This is a genomic window from Blastococcus sp. SYSU DS0552, from assembly GCF_054050815.1.
The window spans coordinates 228,734-241,724 of record NZ_JBJHAB010000006.1 but is presented as its reverse complement, the minus strand read 5'-3'; the positions used below and the strand labels follow the sequence as shown (position 1 = coordinate 241,724).

14 protein-coding genes are annotated in these 12,991 nt (G+C 75.3%); 7 read left to right on the top strand and 7 right to left on the bottom strand.

Features of this window, described 5'->3' with window-relative positions; genetic code table 11:
• Positions 1-37: 37 nt before the first annotated feature.
• Both ACI8AG_RS08570 and ACI8AG_RS08565 read right to left on the bottom strand, forming a co-directional pair.
• Positions 38-520 (bottom strand): hemerythrin domain-containing protein, encoded by a 483-nt coding sequence (locus tag ACI8AG_RS08570; protein WP_456596693.1) that lies wholly within the window; start codon positions 518-520, stop codon positions 38-40.
• The gene (locus tag ACI8AG_RS08565) at positions 517-1,455 is read right to left on the bottom strand and encodes a Rieske 2Fe-2S domain-containing protein (protein ID WP_456596692.1); all 939 of its coding nucleotides are present in this window, start codon (positions 1,453-1,455) and stop codon (positions 517-519) included. Before ACI8AG_RS08565 ends, ACI8AG_RS08570 begins: the two co-directional genes overlap by 4 nt.
• Positions 1,456-1,563: 108 nt before the next feature.
• Between ACI8AG_RS08565 and ACI8AG_RS08560 the strand changes: the two genes are divergently transcribed.
• Complete coding sequence (locus tag ACI8AG_RS08560; RefSeq protein ID WP_456596691.1) at positions 1,564-2,463, top strand: SMP-30/gluconolactonase/LRE family protein; 900 nt, start codon at positions 1,564-1,566, stop codon at positions 2,461-2,463.
• 97 nt (positions 2,464-2,560) lie between these two features.
• Here the strand turns inward: ACI8AG_RS08560 and ACI8AG_RS08555 are convergent, their stop codons facing one another.
• Positions 2,561-3,571: a diguanylate cyclase domain-containing protein gene (locus tag ACI8AG_RS08555; RefSeq protein ID WP_456596690.1), complete on the bottom strand. Its 1,011-nt coding sequence runs from the start codon at positions 3,569-3,571 to the stop codon at positions 2,561-2,563.
• A 174-nt stretch (positions 3,572-3,745) separates the two neighbouring features.
• Here ACI8AG_RS08555 and ACI8AG_RS08550 point away from each other — a divergent pair, with 174 nt between their 5' ends.
• Positions 3,746-4,948, top strand: a complete 1,203-nt coding sequence (locus ACI8AG_RS08550; RefSeq protein WP_456596689.1) for a transglycosylase domain-containing protein — start codon at positions 3,746-3,748, stop codon at positions 4,946-4,948.
• 12 nt (positions 4,949-4,960) lie between these two features.
• Here the strand turns inward: ACI8AG_RS08550 and ACI8AG_RS08545 are convergent, their stop codons facing one another.
• Entirely contained in the window at positions 4,961-5,422 is a 462-nt protein-coding gene (locus ACI8AG_RS08545) for an NUDIX domain-containing protein (protein WP_456596688.1), read from the bottom strand.
• Positions 5,423-5,508: 86 nt separating this feature from the next.
• On the opposite strand from ACI8AG_RS08545, the gene ACI8AG_RS08540 reads away from it, so the two are divergent.
• The gene (locus ACI8AG_RS08540) at positions 5,509-6,585 is read left to right on the top strand and encodes a DUF5925 domain-containing protein (protein WP_456596687.1); all 1,077 of its coding nucleotides are present in this window, start codon (positions 5,509-5,511) and stop codon (positions 6,583-6,585) included.
• Here ACI8AG_RS08540 and ACI8AG_RS08535 read toward each other — a convergent pair.
• Together ACI8AG_RS08535 and ACI8AG_RS08530 are read right to left on the bottom strand one after the other, a co-directional pair.
• Complete coding sequence (locus ACI8AG_RS08535) at positions 6,576-6,731, bottom strand: hypothetical protein (RefSeq protein WP_456596686.1); 156 nt, start codon at positions 6,729-6,731, stop codon at positions 6,576-6,578. The genes ACI8AG_RS08540 and ACI8AG_RS08535 overlap by 10 nt on opposite strands.
• Before the next feature lie 65 nt (positions 6,732-6,796).
• Positions 6,797-6,964, bottom strand: a complete 168-nt coding sequence (locus ACI8AG_RS08530) for a hypothetical protein (RefSeq protein WP_456588528.1) — start codon at positions 6,962-6,964, stop codon at positions 6,797-6,799.
• Positions 6,965-7,159: 195 nt separating this feature from the next.
• On the opposite strand from ACI8AG_RS08530, the gene ACI8AG_RS08525 reads away from it, so the two are divergent.
• Complete coding sequence (locus ACI8AG_RS08525; RefSeq protein ID WP_456596698.1) at positions 7,160-8,434, top strand: ADP-ribosylglycohydrolase family protein; 1,275 nt, start codon at positions 7,160-7,162, stop codon at positions 8,432-8,434.
• Here the strand turns inward: ACI8AG_RS08525 and ACI8AG_RS08520 are convergent.
• Positions 8,415-10,100: a CocE/NonD family hydrolase gene (locus ACI8AG_RS08520; protein ID WP_456596685.1), complete on the bottom strand. Its 1,686-nt coding sequence runs from the start codon at positions 10,098-10,100 to the stop codon at positions 8,415-8,417. The two genes, ACI8AG_RS08525 and ACI8AG_RS08520, sit on opposite strands and share 20 nt — an antisense overlap.
• Before the next feature lie 268 nt (positions 10,101-10,368).
• Here ACI8AG_RS08520 and ACI8AG_RS08515 point away from each other — a divergent pair, with 268 nt between their 5' ends.
• The 3 genes from ACI8AG_RS08515 (at position 10,369) to ACI8AG_RS08505 (ending at position 12,982) form a co-directional block, all read left to right on the top strand.
• Positions 10,369-11,028 (top strand): type IV toxin-antitoxin system AbiEi family antitoxin, encoded by a 660-nt coding sequence (locus tag ACI8AG_RS08515; RefSeq protein ID WP_456596684.1) that lies wholly within the window; start codon positions 10,369-10,371, stop codon positions 11,026-11,028.
• Between the two features lie 52 nt (positions 11,029-11,080).
• Positions 11,081-11,791, top strand: a complete 711-nt coding sequence (locus tag ACI8AG_RS08510) for a hypothetical protein (protein WP_456596683.1) — start codon at positions 11,081-11,083, stop codon at positions 11,789-11,791.
• Positions 11,792-11,941: 150 nt separating this feature from the next.
• Positions 11,942-12,982: an NAD(P)-dependent alcohol dehydrogenase gene (locus ACI8AG_RS08505; protein ID WP_456596682.1), complete on the top strand. Its 1,041-nt coding sequence runs from the start codon at positions 11,942-11,944 to the stop codon at positions 12,980-12,982.
• Positions 12,983-12,991: the final 9 nt, after the last annotated feature.

Sequence of the window (12,991 nt, the reverse complement as noted above, 5' to 3'; positions counted from 1 at the left end):
CGGTGCCCCGGCCGCCTCGGCCGGGGCACCGGGGCGGTCACACCAGGCGCAGCGTCGCCCGCTTGAGCCGCACGATCAGCCGCATCCCGCCGGACTCCGCCAGCTCCCGCTGCCGGGCCCGCAGCTGCTCGCCGAGCTGCTCGAGCCGCTCCTCCCCCAGGGCGTGCGCCTGGGGGAACATCCGCTGCTCCTCCTCCATCGTGTGGTGGCGCAGCGTCTTCTCCAGCATGCGCACCTCGGTGGTGAACTCCGGGTCGTCGGGGGCCGTGCGCATCACGGCGGCCAGCTGGTCGTCGATCTGCCGGTGCTCGGCGTGGGCGAGGGAGAGCAGCGGCGAGACGTCGACGACGGCCGGGTAGAACAGCTCGTCCTCGATCTGGGTGTGGATCTCCAGCTCCCGCAGCAGCCGGTCGCGCAGCTCCTCCCGCCGCTCGATCTGCTCGCCGGTCGTCTCCGCCAGGTCGCGCAGCAGCCCGCGCAGCACGTCGTGGTGGGCGGTCAGGACCTCGTCGGCCTTCATCGGGATGCCTCCTGGACGGTGGTGATCGCGGTGGGCGTGCGCCAGTCGGCGCGACGGCGCACCTCGACCCGGCCCTCGCGGACCCGCGTGTCGAAGCAGGGCAGCGGTGCGGTGGAGGGGCCCTGGGCCGGCTCACCGGTGGCCAGGTCGAACCGCGACCCGTGCCAGGGGCAGACCAGCTCGCCGCGGTGCAGCCAGCCCTCCCCGAGCGGCCCGCCCTGGTGCGGGCAGCGGCCACCGACGGCCTGCACGGCACCGTCGGTGGCGACGAGGACGACGGGCATGCCGTCGACCTCCACCGGCACCGGCTCGCCCTCGGGCAGGTCGGCCAGGGCGGCGGCATCGGTGAAGCGCCGCGGTTCGTAGCTGCGGACGGCGTGGTCGGTACCCATCCCGTGCCGGTAGGAGAGCGCGCCACCGAGCCAGCCACTGGCGACGGTGACCGCGTAGCCCGCGGCGGCGGTGACGCGCGCGCGGGCGGCCCGGCCGCGGGCCCGGTCGGCCAGCGACCAGGTGTAGAGCGCGAGCGCGGCGCTGTTCAGCCCGGCGTGCACCAGCCCGACGCGGCGGGCCTGGTCGTGGGCGTGCTGCCAGTCGGTGAGCCCGGTGGCCGCAGAGGCCACCGCGCCGGCGACGCCGACCCGCACCGCGGTGCGGGCCGCCGCCCCGGAGCCCGGCCCGCCGCGGCCCGTGGCGTCCAGGGCGTCGAGGGCCAGGGCCGCCGTCCACGACCCGATCGGCACGGTGACCAGGGCGGGGTGCAGCGGGTGGCCGAGCCAGACACCGTGCAGCAGGTCCTGCAGCGGCCGGGCATAGCGCCCGGCGAGCAGGAAGGTCAGCGAGATGCCGTGCTCGACCGGGTAGCTGGGGGCGTCGAGGACCTCCCAGCGCTCGACCGCCCGCAGGGTCCGCTCGAACACTCCCCGCACAATCACCGGCGCACTCTCCGTCGACGCATTCTTCGCATCTGCCCAGGTGGGGAGCGGTGAAACAGCGCGGGACCGGCTCGTGCGCCGCGCCGCGGCGTCGTAGCGTCCGGTGCCATGGCGACGCGAGGGTTCCGGACGGTGCTGGAGGGCGGTTCCTACTTCGAGGGGCCGCGGTGGCGCGACGGGCAGTGGTGGGTCTCGGACTTCTACCGGCGCACCGTCAGCCGGGTCGCGCCCGGCGGCGGGGAGACCGTCGTGCTGGAGGTGGAGAACCAGCCCTCGGGGCTGGGCTGGCTGCCCGACGGCTCGCTGCTCGTGGTGTCGATGAAGGACCACCGGCTGCTCCGGGTCGCCGACGGCGAGGTGTCCACGCACGCCGACCTCTCCGCGCTCTGCGGCGGGCACCTCAACGACATGGTGGTCGACGCCGCCGGCCGGGCGTTCGTCGGCGACTTCGGCTTCGACCTCATGGGCGGTGGCGCGCCCGCCCCGGCATCGGTGAAGCGGGTCGACCCCGACGGCACGGTGACCGTGGTGGCCGAGGACCTGCGCTTCCCGAACGGCTCGGTCATCACCCCGGACGGCGGCACGCTGGTCGTCGGCGAGACGTGGGGCAACCGCTTCACGGCATTCGACATCGCCGCGGACGGCTCGCTGGGCGGCCGCCGGGTGTGGGCGGAGCTCGGCCCGTTGCCGGTGGGCGACTCGGTCGAGGAGCTCATCGGGCAGGTGGTGGTCGCCCCCGACGGGTGCACGCTCGACGCCGAGGGGCACGTCTGGGTCGCCGACGGGCTGAACTCCCGGGTGGTCCGGGTGGCGGCCGGTGGCGCGATCGTCGAGGAGATCGCCGCACCGGACGGCATGGGCGTCTACGCCTGCGCGCTGGGTGGGGACGACGGCCGCACGCTGCTGCTGTGCTGCGCACCGGACTTCTACGAGCACACGCGGGCACCGGTGCGCGAGGCGGTGCTGGTGTCGACGGAGGTCGCCGTCCCGCACGCCGGCCTGCCGTGACGCGATGTTGATCAGGTGAGCTGATCGTTCGGGGTCCTGGCTCGGCGTCGACCGTGAGCCAGGACCACCGCAGGTGAGCCAGGACGCGTGCCGGGGCTCACCAGGCCCGCGGCGTGCCCCGTCGGATCGCGCCGTCTCGCTGCCCGGTTCCCTCGAAGAGCTCGGCCCGGCCGCGGCCGAGGACCTTCGCGTCGTAGAGGGCGCGGTCGGCGCTGCGCATGAGCTGGGACGCGCTCTCGCCGAACGAGTAGCCGGCCACCCCGCAGGAGAGCGAGATGTCGGGGTGCAGCGCGCAGATGCGCCGCACGAGGGCGAGCGCCGTCGTGGCGCGGACGCCGGGCAGCAGCAGCGAGAACTCGTCGCCCCCGTGCCGGGCGAGCACCGCCCCGGCCGGCAGCTGCGCCCGCCAGACGTCGGCGACCCGGCACAGCACGCGGTCACCGGCCTCGTGGCCGTAGGTGTCGTTGACCGACTTGAAGTGGTCGACGTCGAGCAGCGCCGCCGACAGCGGCTCGCGGGTGCGGCCGGCCTCCGACAGCAGCTCGTCGAGCGCCTCGTCGAAGCCGCGCCGGTTGCGCAGACCGGTCAGGGGGTCACGGCTGGCGCCCGAGGCGCGGATGACCAGCCGCCGGATGACGACGCCGAGGCCGACGAGCACGACGTCCAGGCCCAGCGCGGTGGTGAGCGGCACGCCACCGGAGACCTGCAGGGACGCGGTGACGGCCGCTACCGCGAGAGCCTGGTGCGCCCACGCCTGGCGCCCGGTGAAGAACAGGTGCGCGTCGACGACGACGAAGCTGATGAGCGTGGCGGCGGCCAGCGCGGTGACCGGGTCGGGGCTGGCCACGACGGCCGTGGCGATGAGGACGTCCGCGGCACCCACCGCCACGTCGAAGACCCTGCGCGGCCACCGGGCGCCCCACCGGGCGACGACGACCGCCGCTGCCAGCGCGGTGAGCGAGAGCGCGAGCAGGACCGAGCGGCGGGCACCCGGCTGGGCCCCGGATGCGATGAGCAACCCGGCGGCGCCGCCGAAGCCGTAGAAGATGGCCAGCGTCTGCGCCATGACGCGCAGCGTCGCCACCTCGGGCGCTCCTGACCGGCTCACCTGGAGAACGTCGGCCGTTCCGCGCCCGACCTTGAGGCCCCGCCAGGGGTGACCCGCCTCGCACCGACTCGCCCGTCCGGTCGTTCCGGGGGCTCGGGACGCCGGACGTCGACGGGGCTCACAGGAAACCTCCCTAGGATGACGGTTCGACGCCGACCTGAGGAGCACCGCCTCATGGCCCCCGTCCCGCCGGACCGCCGCACCACCCGCTGGCTCCGCCGCCGGCCCACCGAGCCGCTGCCGCAGCCGGAGCCGGAGCCCGCCCGGCGTCCCCGGTTCGACCGTCCACCGCCGGTGGGCAACGACTGGTACGGCGCTCCGCCGCCGGCCGGTGGCCCGCCGCGGTACGAGCAGCGTCCGTACGGACAGCCTCCCTACGAGCAGCCTCCCTACGGGCAGCCGCCGTACGGACCGCCGCAGTACGGGCCGCCGCCGCGCCCGTGGCCCGGGGAGGAGCCGCGGCGTACCTACCCGACGGCCCGGCCGGAGGGCCCCTTCCCGCCCGCGCCCGAGCGTCCGCTCCCGCCGCCGCGCGGCCGCCGGGGTCGCCGGGACCGCGCTCCGCGGCGTCGCCGGGGGCTGGTCCGTCGCGTCGTCCGCGTGCTGGCCGTGGTCGGCGTCGTCCAGGCGCTGGTGGTGCTCTCGCTGCGCTGGGTGGACCCGCCCACGACGGCCTTCATGCTGGCCAACCCCGACGGCGCGATCCAGCAGTCGGTGCCGGTCGAGCACGTCTCCCGGAACTTCCTCGCCGCGGTCATCGCGCACGAGGACGCGCAGCTCCCCTACCGCTCGGGCGCCTTCGAGTGGGACGCGCTGTGGAGCCGGGCGACGGCCCACCTCTCCGGAGAGGACGACCCCTCGGGTTCCACGATCCCGCAGCAGATGGCCAAGAACCTGTTCCTCAACCAGGAGCTCAGCGCCTGGCGCAAGGGGGTCGAGGCCCTCCTGGCCGTCGAGCTGGCCGCGTTCGTCGACGACCGCCGGATGCTCGAGCTGTACGTCAACTACGCCCAGTTAGGGCCGACGATCTACGGCGTCTGCGCGGCCGGCTGGTACTACTTCGACTCCCCGCCGGCGGAGCTGTCCGCCGCGGAGGCCGTGCAGCTGGTCGGCCTGCTCCCCTCCCCCGGGCACGTGCAGCGGGCGCCCGGCGGCGGCATGGACTTCCAGGTGGACGACGGGCTGGGCTGGCTGTCCCGCTCGCACGTGGTGAACGCCCAGAACCGGGTGCCCGTGCACCTCGAGCGGCTCGGCTTCCAGCCGGTCGAGGACGTCGGCATCGAGGGGCTGGCCTCGGACCAGGAGCCCTCGGCCGACGACTGCTCGACACCTCCGCAGGAGGTCACCGACCTGATCGCCGCCGAGGGCACCGGCTGACCCGACCGCCGGTCAGCCGGCGAGGTGCGCGCCCAGCCGGTCGAGGAAGGGCAGCTGACCGCGGACGATCCTCACCCGCGCGGTGGCGAGGTCGAACCAGGCCGCGCGGTCGATCTCCGGGAACTCCTGCACCCGGCCCGACCGCGGCGGCCACTCCAGCTCGAAGGTGTTGCTGGTGACCGCCCCGGCGTCGAGGTCGCCCTCGCCGGCCCACACGGCGAGCAGCTTGCGGCCGCGCACCTCGCCGAGCGGGTGCAGCTCCACGGCCGGCACCGGGCAGCCCAGCTCCTCGGCGAACTCACGACGCGCGGCGGCCTCGGCGTCCTCGGCCGGGTCGTGCTCGCCCTTGGGGACCGACCAGGCGCCCTCGTCCTTCCGCGCCCAGAACGGCCCGCCCATGTGGCCGAGCAGCACCTCGACCGCCTCGCCGGTGCGGCGGTACAGGAGAACGCCGGAGCTGCGGACGGGAGGCACCCGGTCAGCCTGGCATCCCAATCCGGTGGCCGTTGTCGGTGCCGCCCCGTACGTTCCCGGCCTGGCACCGACGGAGAAGGGACCCCGTGACCGAGCGACCGCACGACGAGCGCGGGCTGGCCGCCCACTTCTGGCTCAGCTACCTGAGCGAGATGGGCACCGCCCTGCTCGCCCGCGCCCAGTGGGAGGGGTTGCGGTTCGCCCGCGACGCCGAGGTCGCCGGCACCGTCGACGACCCGGTGTCCCTGCTGCCGCCCGGCGCGGAGCTCCGGCTCGACCAGCTCCTGGACGGCGACCGGACGGTCGTCGCCGCGCACGCCGGAGCGCTCGTCCGCATCGAGGTACGCGACCGGGTGACCGACATCAGCGTCGTCGGCGACGACCTCGGGGCGGTCGAGGCGGTGGTCGGCGAGCTCGCGGCCGCGGCCCGGCGCGCCGCGCAGCTCCCCGAGGGTTCGGTGCGGATGCGTTTCTGGTCGCTGCGGGGCGAGGAGGGGTCGATGTCGACCCGGCGGGTGGAGTCCCCGTCCTGGGCCGAGGTGTCGGGCAATTACGCGGCGCGGACGGCGGCCGCGGTCGGCGAGCTGGTGGCCATGGGCTCCCCCGGCACCCGGGCCGGCCGGCTCGTCCTGTGGCACGGCGTTCCCGGGACGGGCAAGACGACGGCGGTCCGCGCGCTGGGCCGGGAGTGGGCGCCGTGGTGCCAGACGCACTACGTCATGGACCCGGAGAAGCTGTTCGCCGATCCGCAGTACCTGCTGGACGTGGCCGGCGCGAACGAGAACCGTGACGACCGGACCTGGCGCCTGGTGGTCGCCGAGGACTGCGACGAGTACCTGCGCTCGGACGCGAAGGCGCGCGGGGGCGCCTCGCTGGGCCGGCTGCTCAACCTGTGCGACGGCATCCTCGGGCACGGGCTGCGGGTGCTGGTGCTGCTCACCACCAACGAGGACGTCGGCCGGCTGCACCCGGCGATCACCCGCCCCGGCCGGTGCCTGAGCCAGGTCGGCTTCGAGCCGCTGTCGGCCGCCGAGGCGCGCCGCTGGCTGGGCGGTGTGGGCGCCGTCCCCGAGGGGCCGATGACGCTGGCAGAGCTGTTCGCCGTCCGCGAGAACCGCGCGGGCTCCGGGCGCGGCGAGGAGGGGCCCGGCGGCTACCTCTGAGCGGAAAGCACCTCGGCGCCCGCAAGGTCGTGGTGCCGGCCGCGGGGCAGGATCAGCGGCTTGCCGGGCACCGGGGTGAGCGTCCGCGCGGCGGGCCCGGCCGCGTGCACCCGGCCCCCGGCCAGGGCGACGAAGCCGAGGTCCATGAGCGGATCGAGGCGATCGACCCGCTCACGGACCTCGAGGAGCGTCGCTCGGTTCGCCGAGTGGCTCAGCGCTCGCGGATGCCCTCGTCCGGCCGAGGCCGGTGCACCGGGCGCGGCCCGGCGGCGGGCTCCAGCCGCTGGGTGATCTCGAGCTCACCCGTCTCCGGGGCGGCGTGCCGACCGATGCGGGGCATCTTGAACTCGGCCGTCTCGTCCAGCAGGTGCTTGCTCACGTCGCCGTCCTTCCGTGGAGGTTTCGCCCAGCGTACGGAGCAGAACGGGCCCGCCACGGCACCCGCGGGAAAAGCCCAGGTCGGCTGTTGCGTCCGGGACGACTGTGGCGAACGGGTGCCCGCCTCGGCCCGCGCACGGCCCCGCGGGAGATGCTGGGACCGGTTCCGCCGTCCCGAGGAGTGCACGTGCCGTCCATGCACCGCAGCCACCGCGTCATGGGCGCGCTCGCCGGCTCGGCGGTCGGTGACGCGCTCGGGGCGCGGTTCGCCGCCGGCGCGCCGGGGCAGTTCTCCGCCCGCTTCCCGGAGCCGGCGCGGGGCTCGCGGACGGAGATGTGCGGCGGCCCGGACGACCGGGAGCCGGGCGAGTTCACCGACCGCACGCAGCGGGCGCTGCTGGTCGGCCGGTCGCTGCTGGAGCGCGACGGCCCGGACGAGGCCGACCTGGTCGCGGCGGGCAGCAACGGCTCGCTGGCGCTGGCGGTACCGGCGGCGATCTGGGGCGCGCGGTCCGGGGCGGCGGCGTCCGCGGATGCCGCGCGGCGGATCTCGGCACTGACGTCCGGCGACCCGGCGACCGGTGAGGGCTGCGTGCTGTTCGCCGAGCTGCTGCGGGTGGCGCTGGACGGCGGCGACCCGCTGGCGTCGATCGCCGCCGCGCTCTCCCTGGTGGCCGACGAGCAGCGGTGGGCGGCCGTGCTCGCGCCGGGCTGGACGCCTGATCAGGCCGGCGGGCCGGGCGGCGCGGTGGAGCCGGTGCTCGGTGCGGCGGTGTGGGCGCTGCGGCGCGGGCGGTCCTTCGCCGAGGTGCTGCGGCTGGGGGTCGACCTGGGCGGGGACACCGGCACGGTGGCGTGCGTCGCCGGGGCGCTGGCCGGTGCGGTGTTCGGCATGGGCGGCATCCCGATGCGCTGGGCGTCGGCGGTGCACGGCCGGGCGCCCGGGACCGGCGACCGGGTGGGGCTGGCCGACCTGCAGGAGCTGGCGACGCTGCTCGACGGCAAGCCGTGGGTGCCCAACGACCCGGGCGTGATCCCGCGGATCGGCCCGGCGGAGGTGCTGCCGGGCATCTGGGCGGGGAACCTCGACGGCGCCCGGTTCAGCGAGCGGGACTTCGCCGTCATCTCGCTCTGCAAACTGGGCGAGCCGTTCGGCCACCCGGTGCACCGGGTCGCCCACATCGCCGACACCGAGCACAACCCCGGGCTCGACGCCGTGCTGGCCGACGTCCTCGACGACATGGCGGCGCTGCACGCCGAGGGGCACCGGCTGCTCGTGCACTGCCACGGCGGGGCGTCGCGGACCGGGCTGGTGCTGCGCGGCTGGCTGGTGCGGGAGAAGGGGATGTCGGTCGAAGAGGCGACGGCGCACGTCGCCGAGCGCTGGCCGCACCTGGGGCTGTGGAACGAGAGCTTCACCGCCGCGCTGCAGCGCCTCGCCGCTGCGCGGGTCAGCCCATCGGCAGGGTGATCGACGACGGCGCCGCGCTGCCATGGCAGATGCGGTGGGTCACCGGCACCCCGCGGGTGCCCCCGCCGGGCGGCTCTCCCGTGCCGAGGTTGCGCGCGTAGCGCGGGTGGGCGCCGCCGGAGACCTGCAGCCGGATGCGGTGCCCGGCGCGGAAGCGGTGCGCGACGTCGGGCAGCGTCGTCTCCACGACCCGCTCCCCCGCCACCGGCTCCTCGCCGGGCGCCGGGTCGAGCCGCACCAGCCGGTCGGTGACGTTGATCGACGCACCGTCCGGGCCGACGTCGCACAACCGCACGAAGACGTCGGCGTGCGGGTTGTCGGACTCGTGGAACAGCCGCACCCGGGCGCCACCGAGCAGCTCGACCGGCCGGCGCAGCGGCGCGGTGGTGAAGGTGCGGACGTCGTCGCGCGCCTCCAGTTCGCGGTTGTCCCGCTGGCCGGCGCTGGCGGCGAGCACCCGCCCGCCGACCGACGGGGTCGGGTCCATCGGGTCGTAGGTGAAGGTGGTCGGCTCGTCCGGCGTGGTCGGGACGTCGTCGTCCAGCCGGCCGTCCGGAGCGAGGTACCAGGCGCGGTCGGTGGTGGCCGGCGGCCAGTCGGGCATGGTGCGCCAGGTGCGGGCGCCGGTGACGTGCACCCGGACGCGGCCCGGCCGCTGCGGGACGGGCGCTGCGCCGTCGACGGGCAGGTGGGCGTTCAGCCAGGCCAGGCTCTCCGGCGTCGTGACGGCGGCGTCGATGGTGAGGTGCGCCCATGGGCCCAGGGTGAGGCCGACGTCGACGCCGCGGTCGCGCAGGACGGCGTACTGGTACAGCGTCTGCTCGACGAACCAGTCCTGCCAGCCGCCGATCAGCAGCGTCGGCACGGTGCTCGAGTGGACCGCCGGGGTGGCGCGGTAGCGGTCCCAGTAGGAATCGGCCAGGTCGGGGTGCGCCAGCCACTCGTCGAACCACGGGGCCGGGGCGCCGCCGAAGCGCTCGGCCAGGCCCTGCAGCGGCAGCTCGCCGAGGTGCGGGGCCAGCCGCCGCTCCGCGGTCATCAGCCGGTAGAGCCCGCGGAGGAAGCTGACCCGCTCCTGGTGGGCGACGAGCTCGGTCCAGATGGCGAGGTTGGTGAGCTGGAAGGCACCGTCGACCATGCCGGCCTGGGCGAGGTCGTGCGGGCCGATGTGCAGCACCATCGCCTTGAGCTCGGGCGGCGGGTCGAGGGCCAGGGCCCATTGCGTGTAGCCGAGGTAGCTGGGGCCGAGGGTGGCGAGCCGGCCGTCGAACCAGGGCTGCTCGCGGAGCCAGGCGACGGTGTCCTGCCCGTCGTGCTCCTCGTGCACGACGGGGCTGAACTCGCCGCCGGAGCCGAAGGTGCCGCGCACGCTCTGCACCACCACCGCGTAGCCGCGCTCGGCGTACGGCACCGTCATCGCGAAGGCGAACCCGAGGCCGCGGCCGTAGGGCGAGCGGAGCAGCACGGTCGGGTGCGGACCGGCCGACGCCGGCAGGTAGACGTCGGCGCGCAGGGTGGTGCCGTCGCGCATCGGGACGTCGACGCCGCGCAGCACCCGCACCTCGTGGGTGGCCGGGGGCAGCTGCCACCGCCGGCTCAGCGCCGCGGCGGCCATTCGGGCCGACCGCGGGAGCGGCGTGGGGAGCGTGCGGTCGGTCCAGGGCACGAGAGTCTCCAGTTCGGGTGGGCGGCGATCCGGGACCCTAGCCGCGGGCTCAGCCCGCGAAGGGCGCGGCCCGAGGGCAAGCCGTTGCTCACGGTCGAGCCGGCACCGGAGCCGTCGTCTCACTCTTCGTCGCGCGGGTGGCGGCGCAAGACGCCAAAGGAGCGGATGAGGGCGCGCGGTCGCCTAGCGAAGCACTCCACGAGTCGACGGGGCCGTGATTCAGCTTGACCGATAGCGTCGTTGTGACGACATTGTCCGTATGCCCCTGATGACAACTGAGCAGGCCGCCGACCGGATGGGCGTGTCCGTCCGGCACGTGCAGCGCCTGGTTGCCGGGGGTGACCTGCTCGCGATCGGCACCGACCGCGTCGACGCGGACTCCGTGGCCCAGTGGATGGCGCAGCGTCAGGGCAGCCGGGTGCGCGCCTGGGAGGAGCCGACGGCCTGGGCTGCCGTGGCACTTCTGGAGGGCAGTCCGGCGCCGTGGATCGGGCAGGCACAGCGGTCGCGTCTCCGGTCCGCGTTGGCCGCAGCGGCCGTCACCGAGCTCGCCGCCCGAACCCGCAACCGGGCGACGGTGCACCGCTACCGGGCCCACCCGCAGGCGCTGAAGCGCGTGGCCCGTGAGGTCGTCGCCTCGGGCGCTGCCGGGGGCATCGGCGGGCTCAGTGCGGCTCCCGACCGGTGCGACGGGTACGTCGAGGAGTCCGCCGCGGAGCGCCTCGTCCAGCGCTTCCGACTGGACGCCGACCCGTCGGGCAGCGTCACGCTGCGGGCGACCCGCATGCCGATCGACGTCGTCGAGGAGCTGGCACACGGACCGCGACAGGTGCTGGCCGCGCTGGACCTGGCCGGTTCCACCGATCCCCGGGAGCGCTCGACCGGCCACCGCATCCTCGACCGCGCCCTCGGACAGCTGCGTGACTGAGGTACTCCGGCCACCGCCGCCGGCCGGCGGATGGGCGCCACCGTGGCCTGATGTGGCCGAGCTGGCCGCAGTGGTGCCGGCCGAAGTGTGGACGCTCATCGGCGGGCTGATGGTGCAGCTGCACGGCGCGGTCGCGGGCCTGCCGGTCGTGCGGCCGACCAACGACGTCGACGTCCTGCTGCACGTGGAGACCGGGCAGGGCCGCCCCGCCCAGGTGGCCCACTCCCTCGAGGAGCTCGGATACCGGCTGGCCCCGAGCATCGACCCCCGCGTGGGAACCGCGCACCGCTTCGTGCGGGACGGCGCCATCATCGACCTGGTCACGTCGGGGAGTTCTCGCTCCATCGTCGACGTGGTCGCCGCCGACCACGCCCCGCCCCGATCACTGGAACGGTTCCGCGGCTACGACCTGGTACGGGTGGCCGGAGGCACGCAGGCTCTCCGGCGCACCGTGCTCGCCGAGCTGCGGATCACCGGCGTGACCGCGACGACCATCAGCGTGCCCGACGCCTTCGGCGCGCTGATCCTCAAGGCGGCAGCGCACCTCACGGACACGCGCGACCGCGACCGGCACCTGGCCGACGCCGCCGTCCTGCTCGCGTGCGTCGACCCGTTCCAGGAGCGCAGCGCCTCGGGTAGCGACCGGAAGCGGCTGCTCCACCTGCAGCGGCACCTGGCGGATCCGACGGCGGCGCCATGGCTGCTCCTCCCCGAGGACGCTCGCCGCAACGGACAGGTGGCGCTGGACCTGCTGTGCTCTTGAGCCCAACGGAATCGTCGCCATCGCCTCGTGGCGCCGTCGGTGCGTGCCAGGGCCTTCCGCCCCTGCCCGGGCGGGACCTGTCGGCCTGCCGTCCGCCATGGTGAGGCCCTAGCGTCCGGAGGGACGTCGTCCCGGCCACGGAGGAGCAGCATGCGCGCGGTGCAGTACCGGACCATCGGCAGCGAGCCCGAGGTCGTCGACGTCCCCACTCCGGAGCCGGGTCCCGGCCAGGTGCGGCTGCGGGTCACCGCCGCGGGGCTGTGCCACTCCGATGCGTTCGTCATGAGCCTGCCGGCCGAGCAGTACATCTACGGGCTGCCGCTCACCCTCGGGCACGAGGGCGCGGGCGTCGTCGACGCGCTGGGCGAGGGCGCCACCGGCGTCGAGATCGGCGAGCCGGTCGCCGTCTACGGGCCGTGGGGCTGCGGGCTCTGCCACGCCTGCGCGCGCGGTGCGGAGAACTACTGTCCCCGGGCCGCGGAGCTGGGCATCCAGCCGCCGGGACTGGGCTCCCCCGGCGCGCTGGCCGAGTACATGATCGTCGACGACGTCCGGCACCTGGTGCCGCTCGGCGAACTCGACCCGGTGGCCACCGTGTCGCTGACCGACGCGGGGCTGACTCCGTACCACGCGATCGTCTCGTCGCTGGGTGCGCTGCCCGCCGGGAGCACGGCCGTGGTGATCGGCGCCGGCGGGCTCGGCCACGTGGGCATCCAGATCCTGCGCGCGATCACCGGCGCCACCGTGATCGCGCTGGACATCAGCGAGCAGAAGCTGAAGCTCGCGCGCGAAGTGGGAGCCCACCGCGCGCTGCCGTCGGACGAGTCGGCGGTCGCGGAGATCCGGAAGCTGACCCGCGGGGTGGGCGCCCAGGTCGTGTTCGACATGGTCGGGGCGCCGCCGACCCTGGAGATCGCCCGGAGATCGGTCGCGCTGGACGGCGTCATCCAGATCGTCGGGATCGGCGGCGGGCTGCTGCCGACCGGCTTCTTCTCGACGCCGATGGGTGCCTCGGTGCGCGCCCCGTACTGGGGCACGCGACCGGAGCTCATGGAGGTGCTCGACCTCGCGCGCGCCGGGGCGGTCCACGTCGAGGTGGAGCGGTTCACGCTCGACCAGGCGCCGGAGGCCTACCGGAGGCTGCACGAGGGCACGATCCGCGGCCGCGCCGTCGTCGTCCCCGGGAACTGACCGCCGGCC

Bases quoted from the DNA above. Each gene is read 5' to 3' on its own strand.
- ACI8AG_RS08570 (WP_456596693.1), bottom strand. From the start codon at position 520: ATGAAGGCCGACGAGGTCCTGACCGCCCACCACGACGTGCTGCGCGGG.
- ACI8AG_RS08560 (WP_456596691.1), top strand. From the start codon at position 1,564: ATGGCGACGCGAGGGTTCCGGACGGTGCTGGAGGGCGGTTCCTACTTC.
- ACI8AG_RS08550 (WP_456596689.1), top strand. From the start codon at position 3,746: ATGGCCCCCGTCCCGCCGGACCGCCGCACCACCCGCTGGCTCCGCCGC.
- ACI8AG_RS08535 (WP_456596686.1), bottom strand. From the start codon at position 6,731: ATGGACCTCGGCTTCGTCGCCCTGGCCGGGGGCCGGGTGCACGCGGCC.
- ACI8AG_RS08525 (WP_456596698.1), top strand. From the start codon at position 7,160: ATGCACCGCAGCCACCGCGTCATGGGCGCGCTCGCCGGCTCGGCGGTC.
- ACI8AG_RS08515 (WP_456596684.1), top strand. From the start codon at position 10,369: ATGACAACTGAGCAGGCCGCCGACCGGATGGGCGTGTCCGTCCGGCAC.
- ACI8AG_RS08505 (WP_456596682.1), top strand. From the start codon at position 11,942: ATGCGCGCGGTGCAGTACCGGACCATCGGCAGCGAGCCCGAGGTCGTC.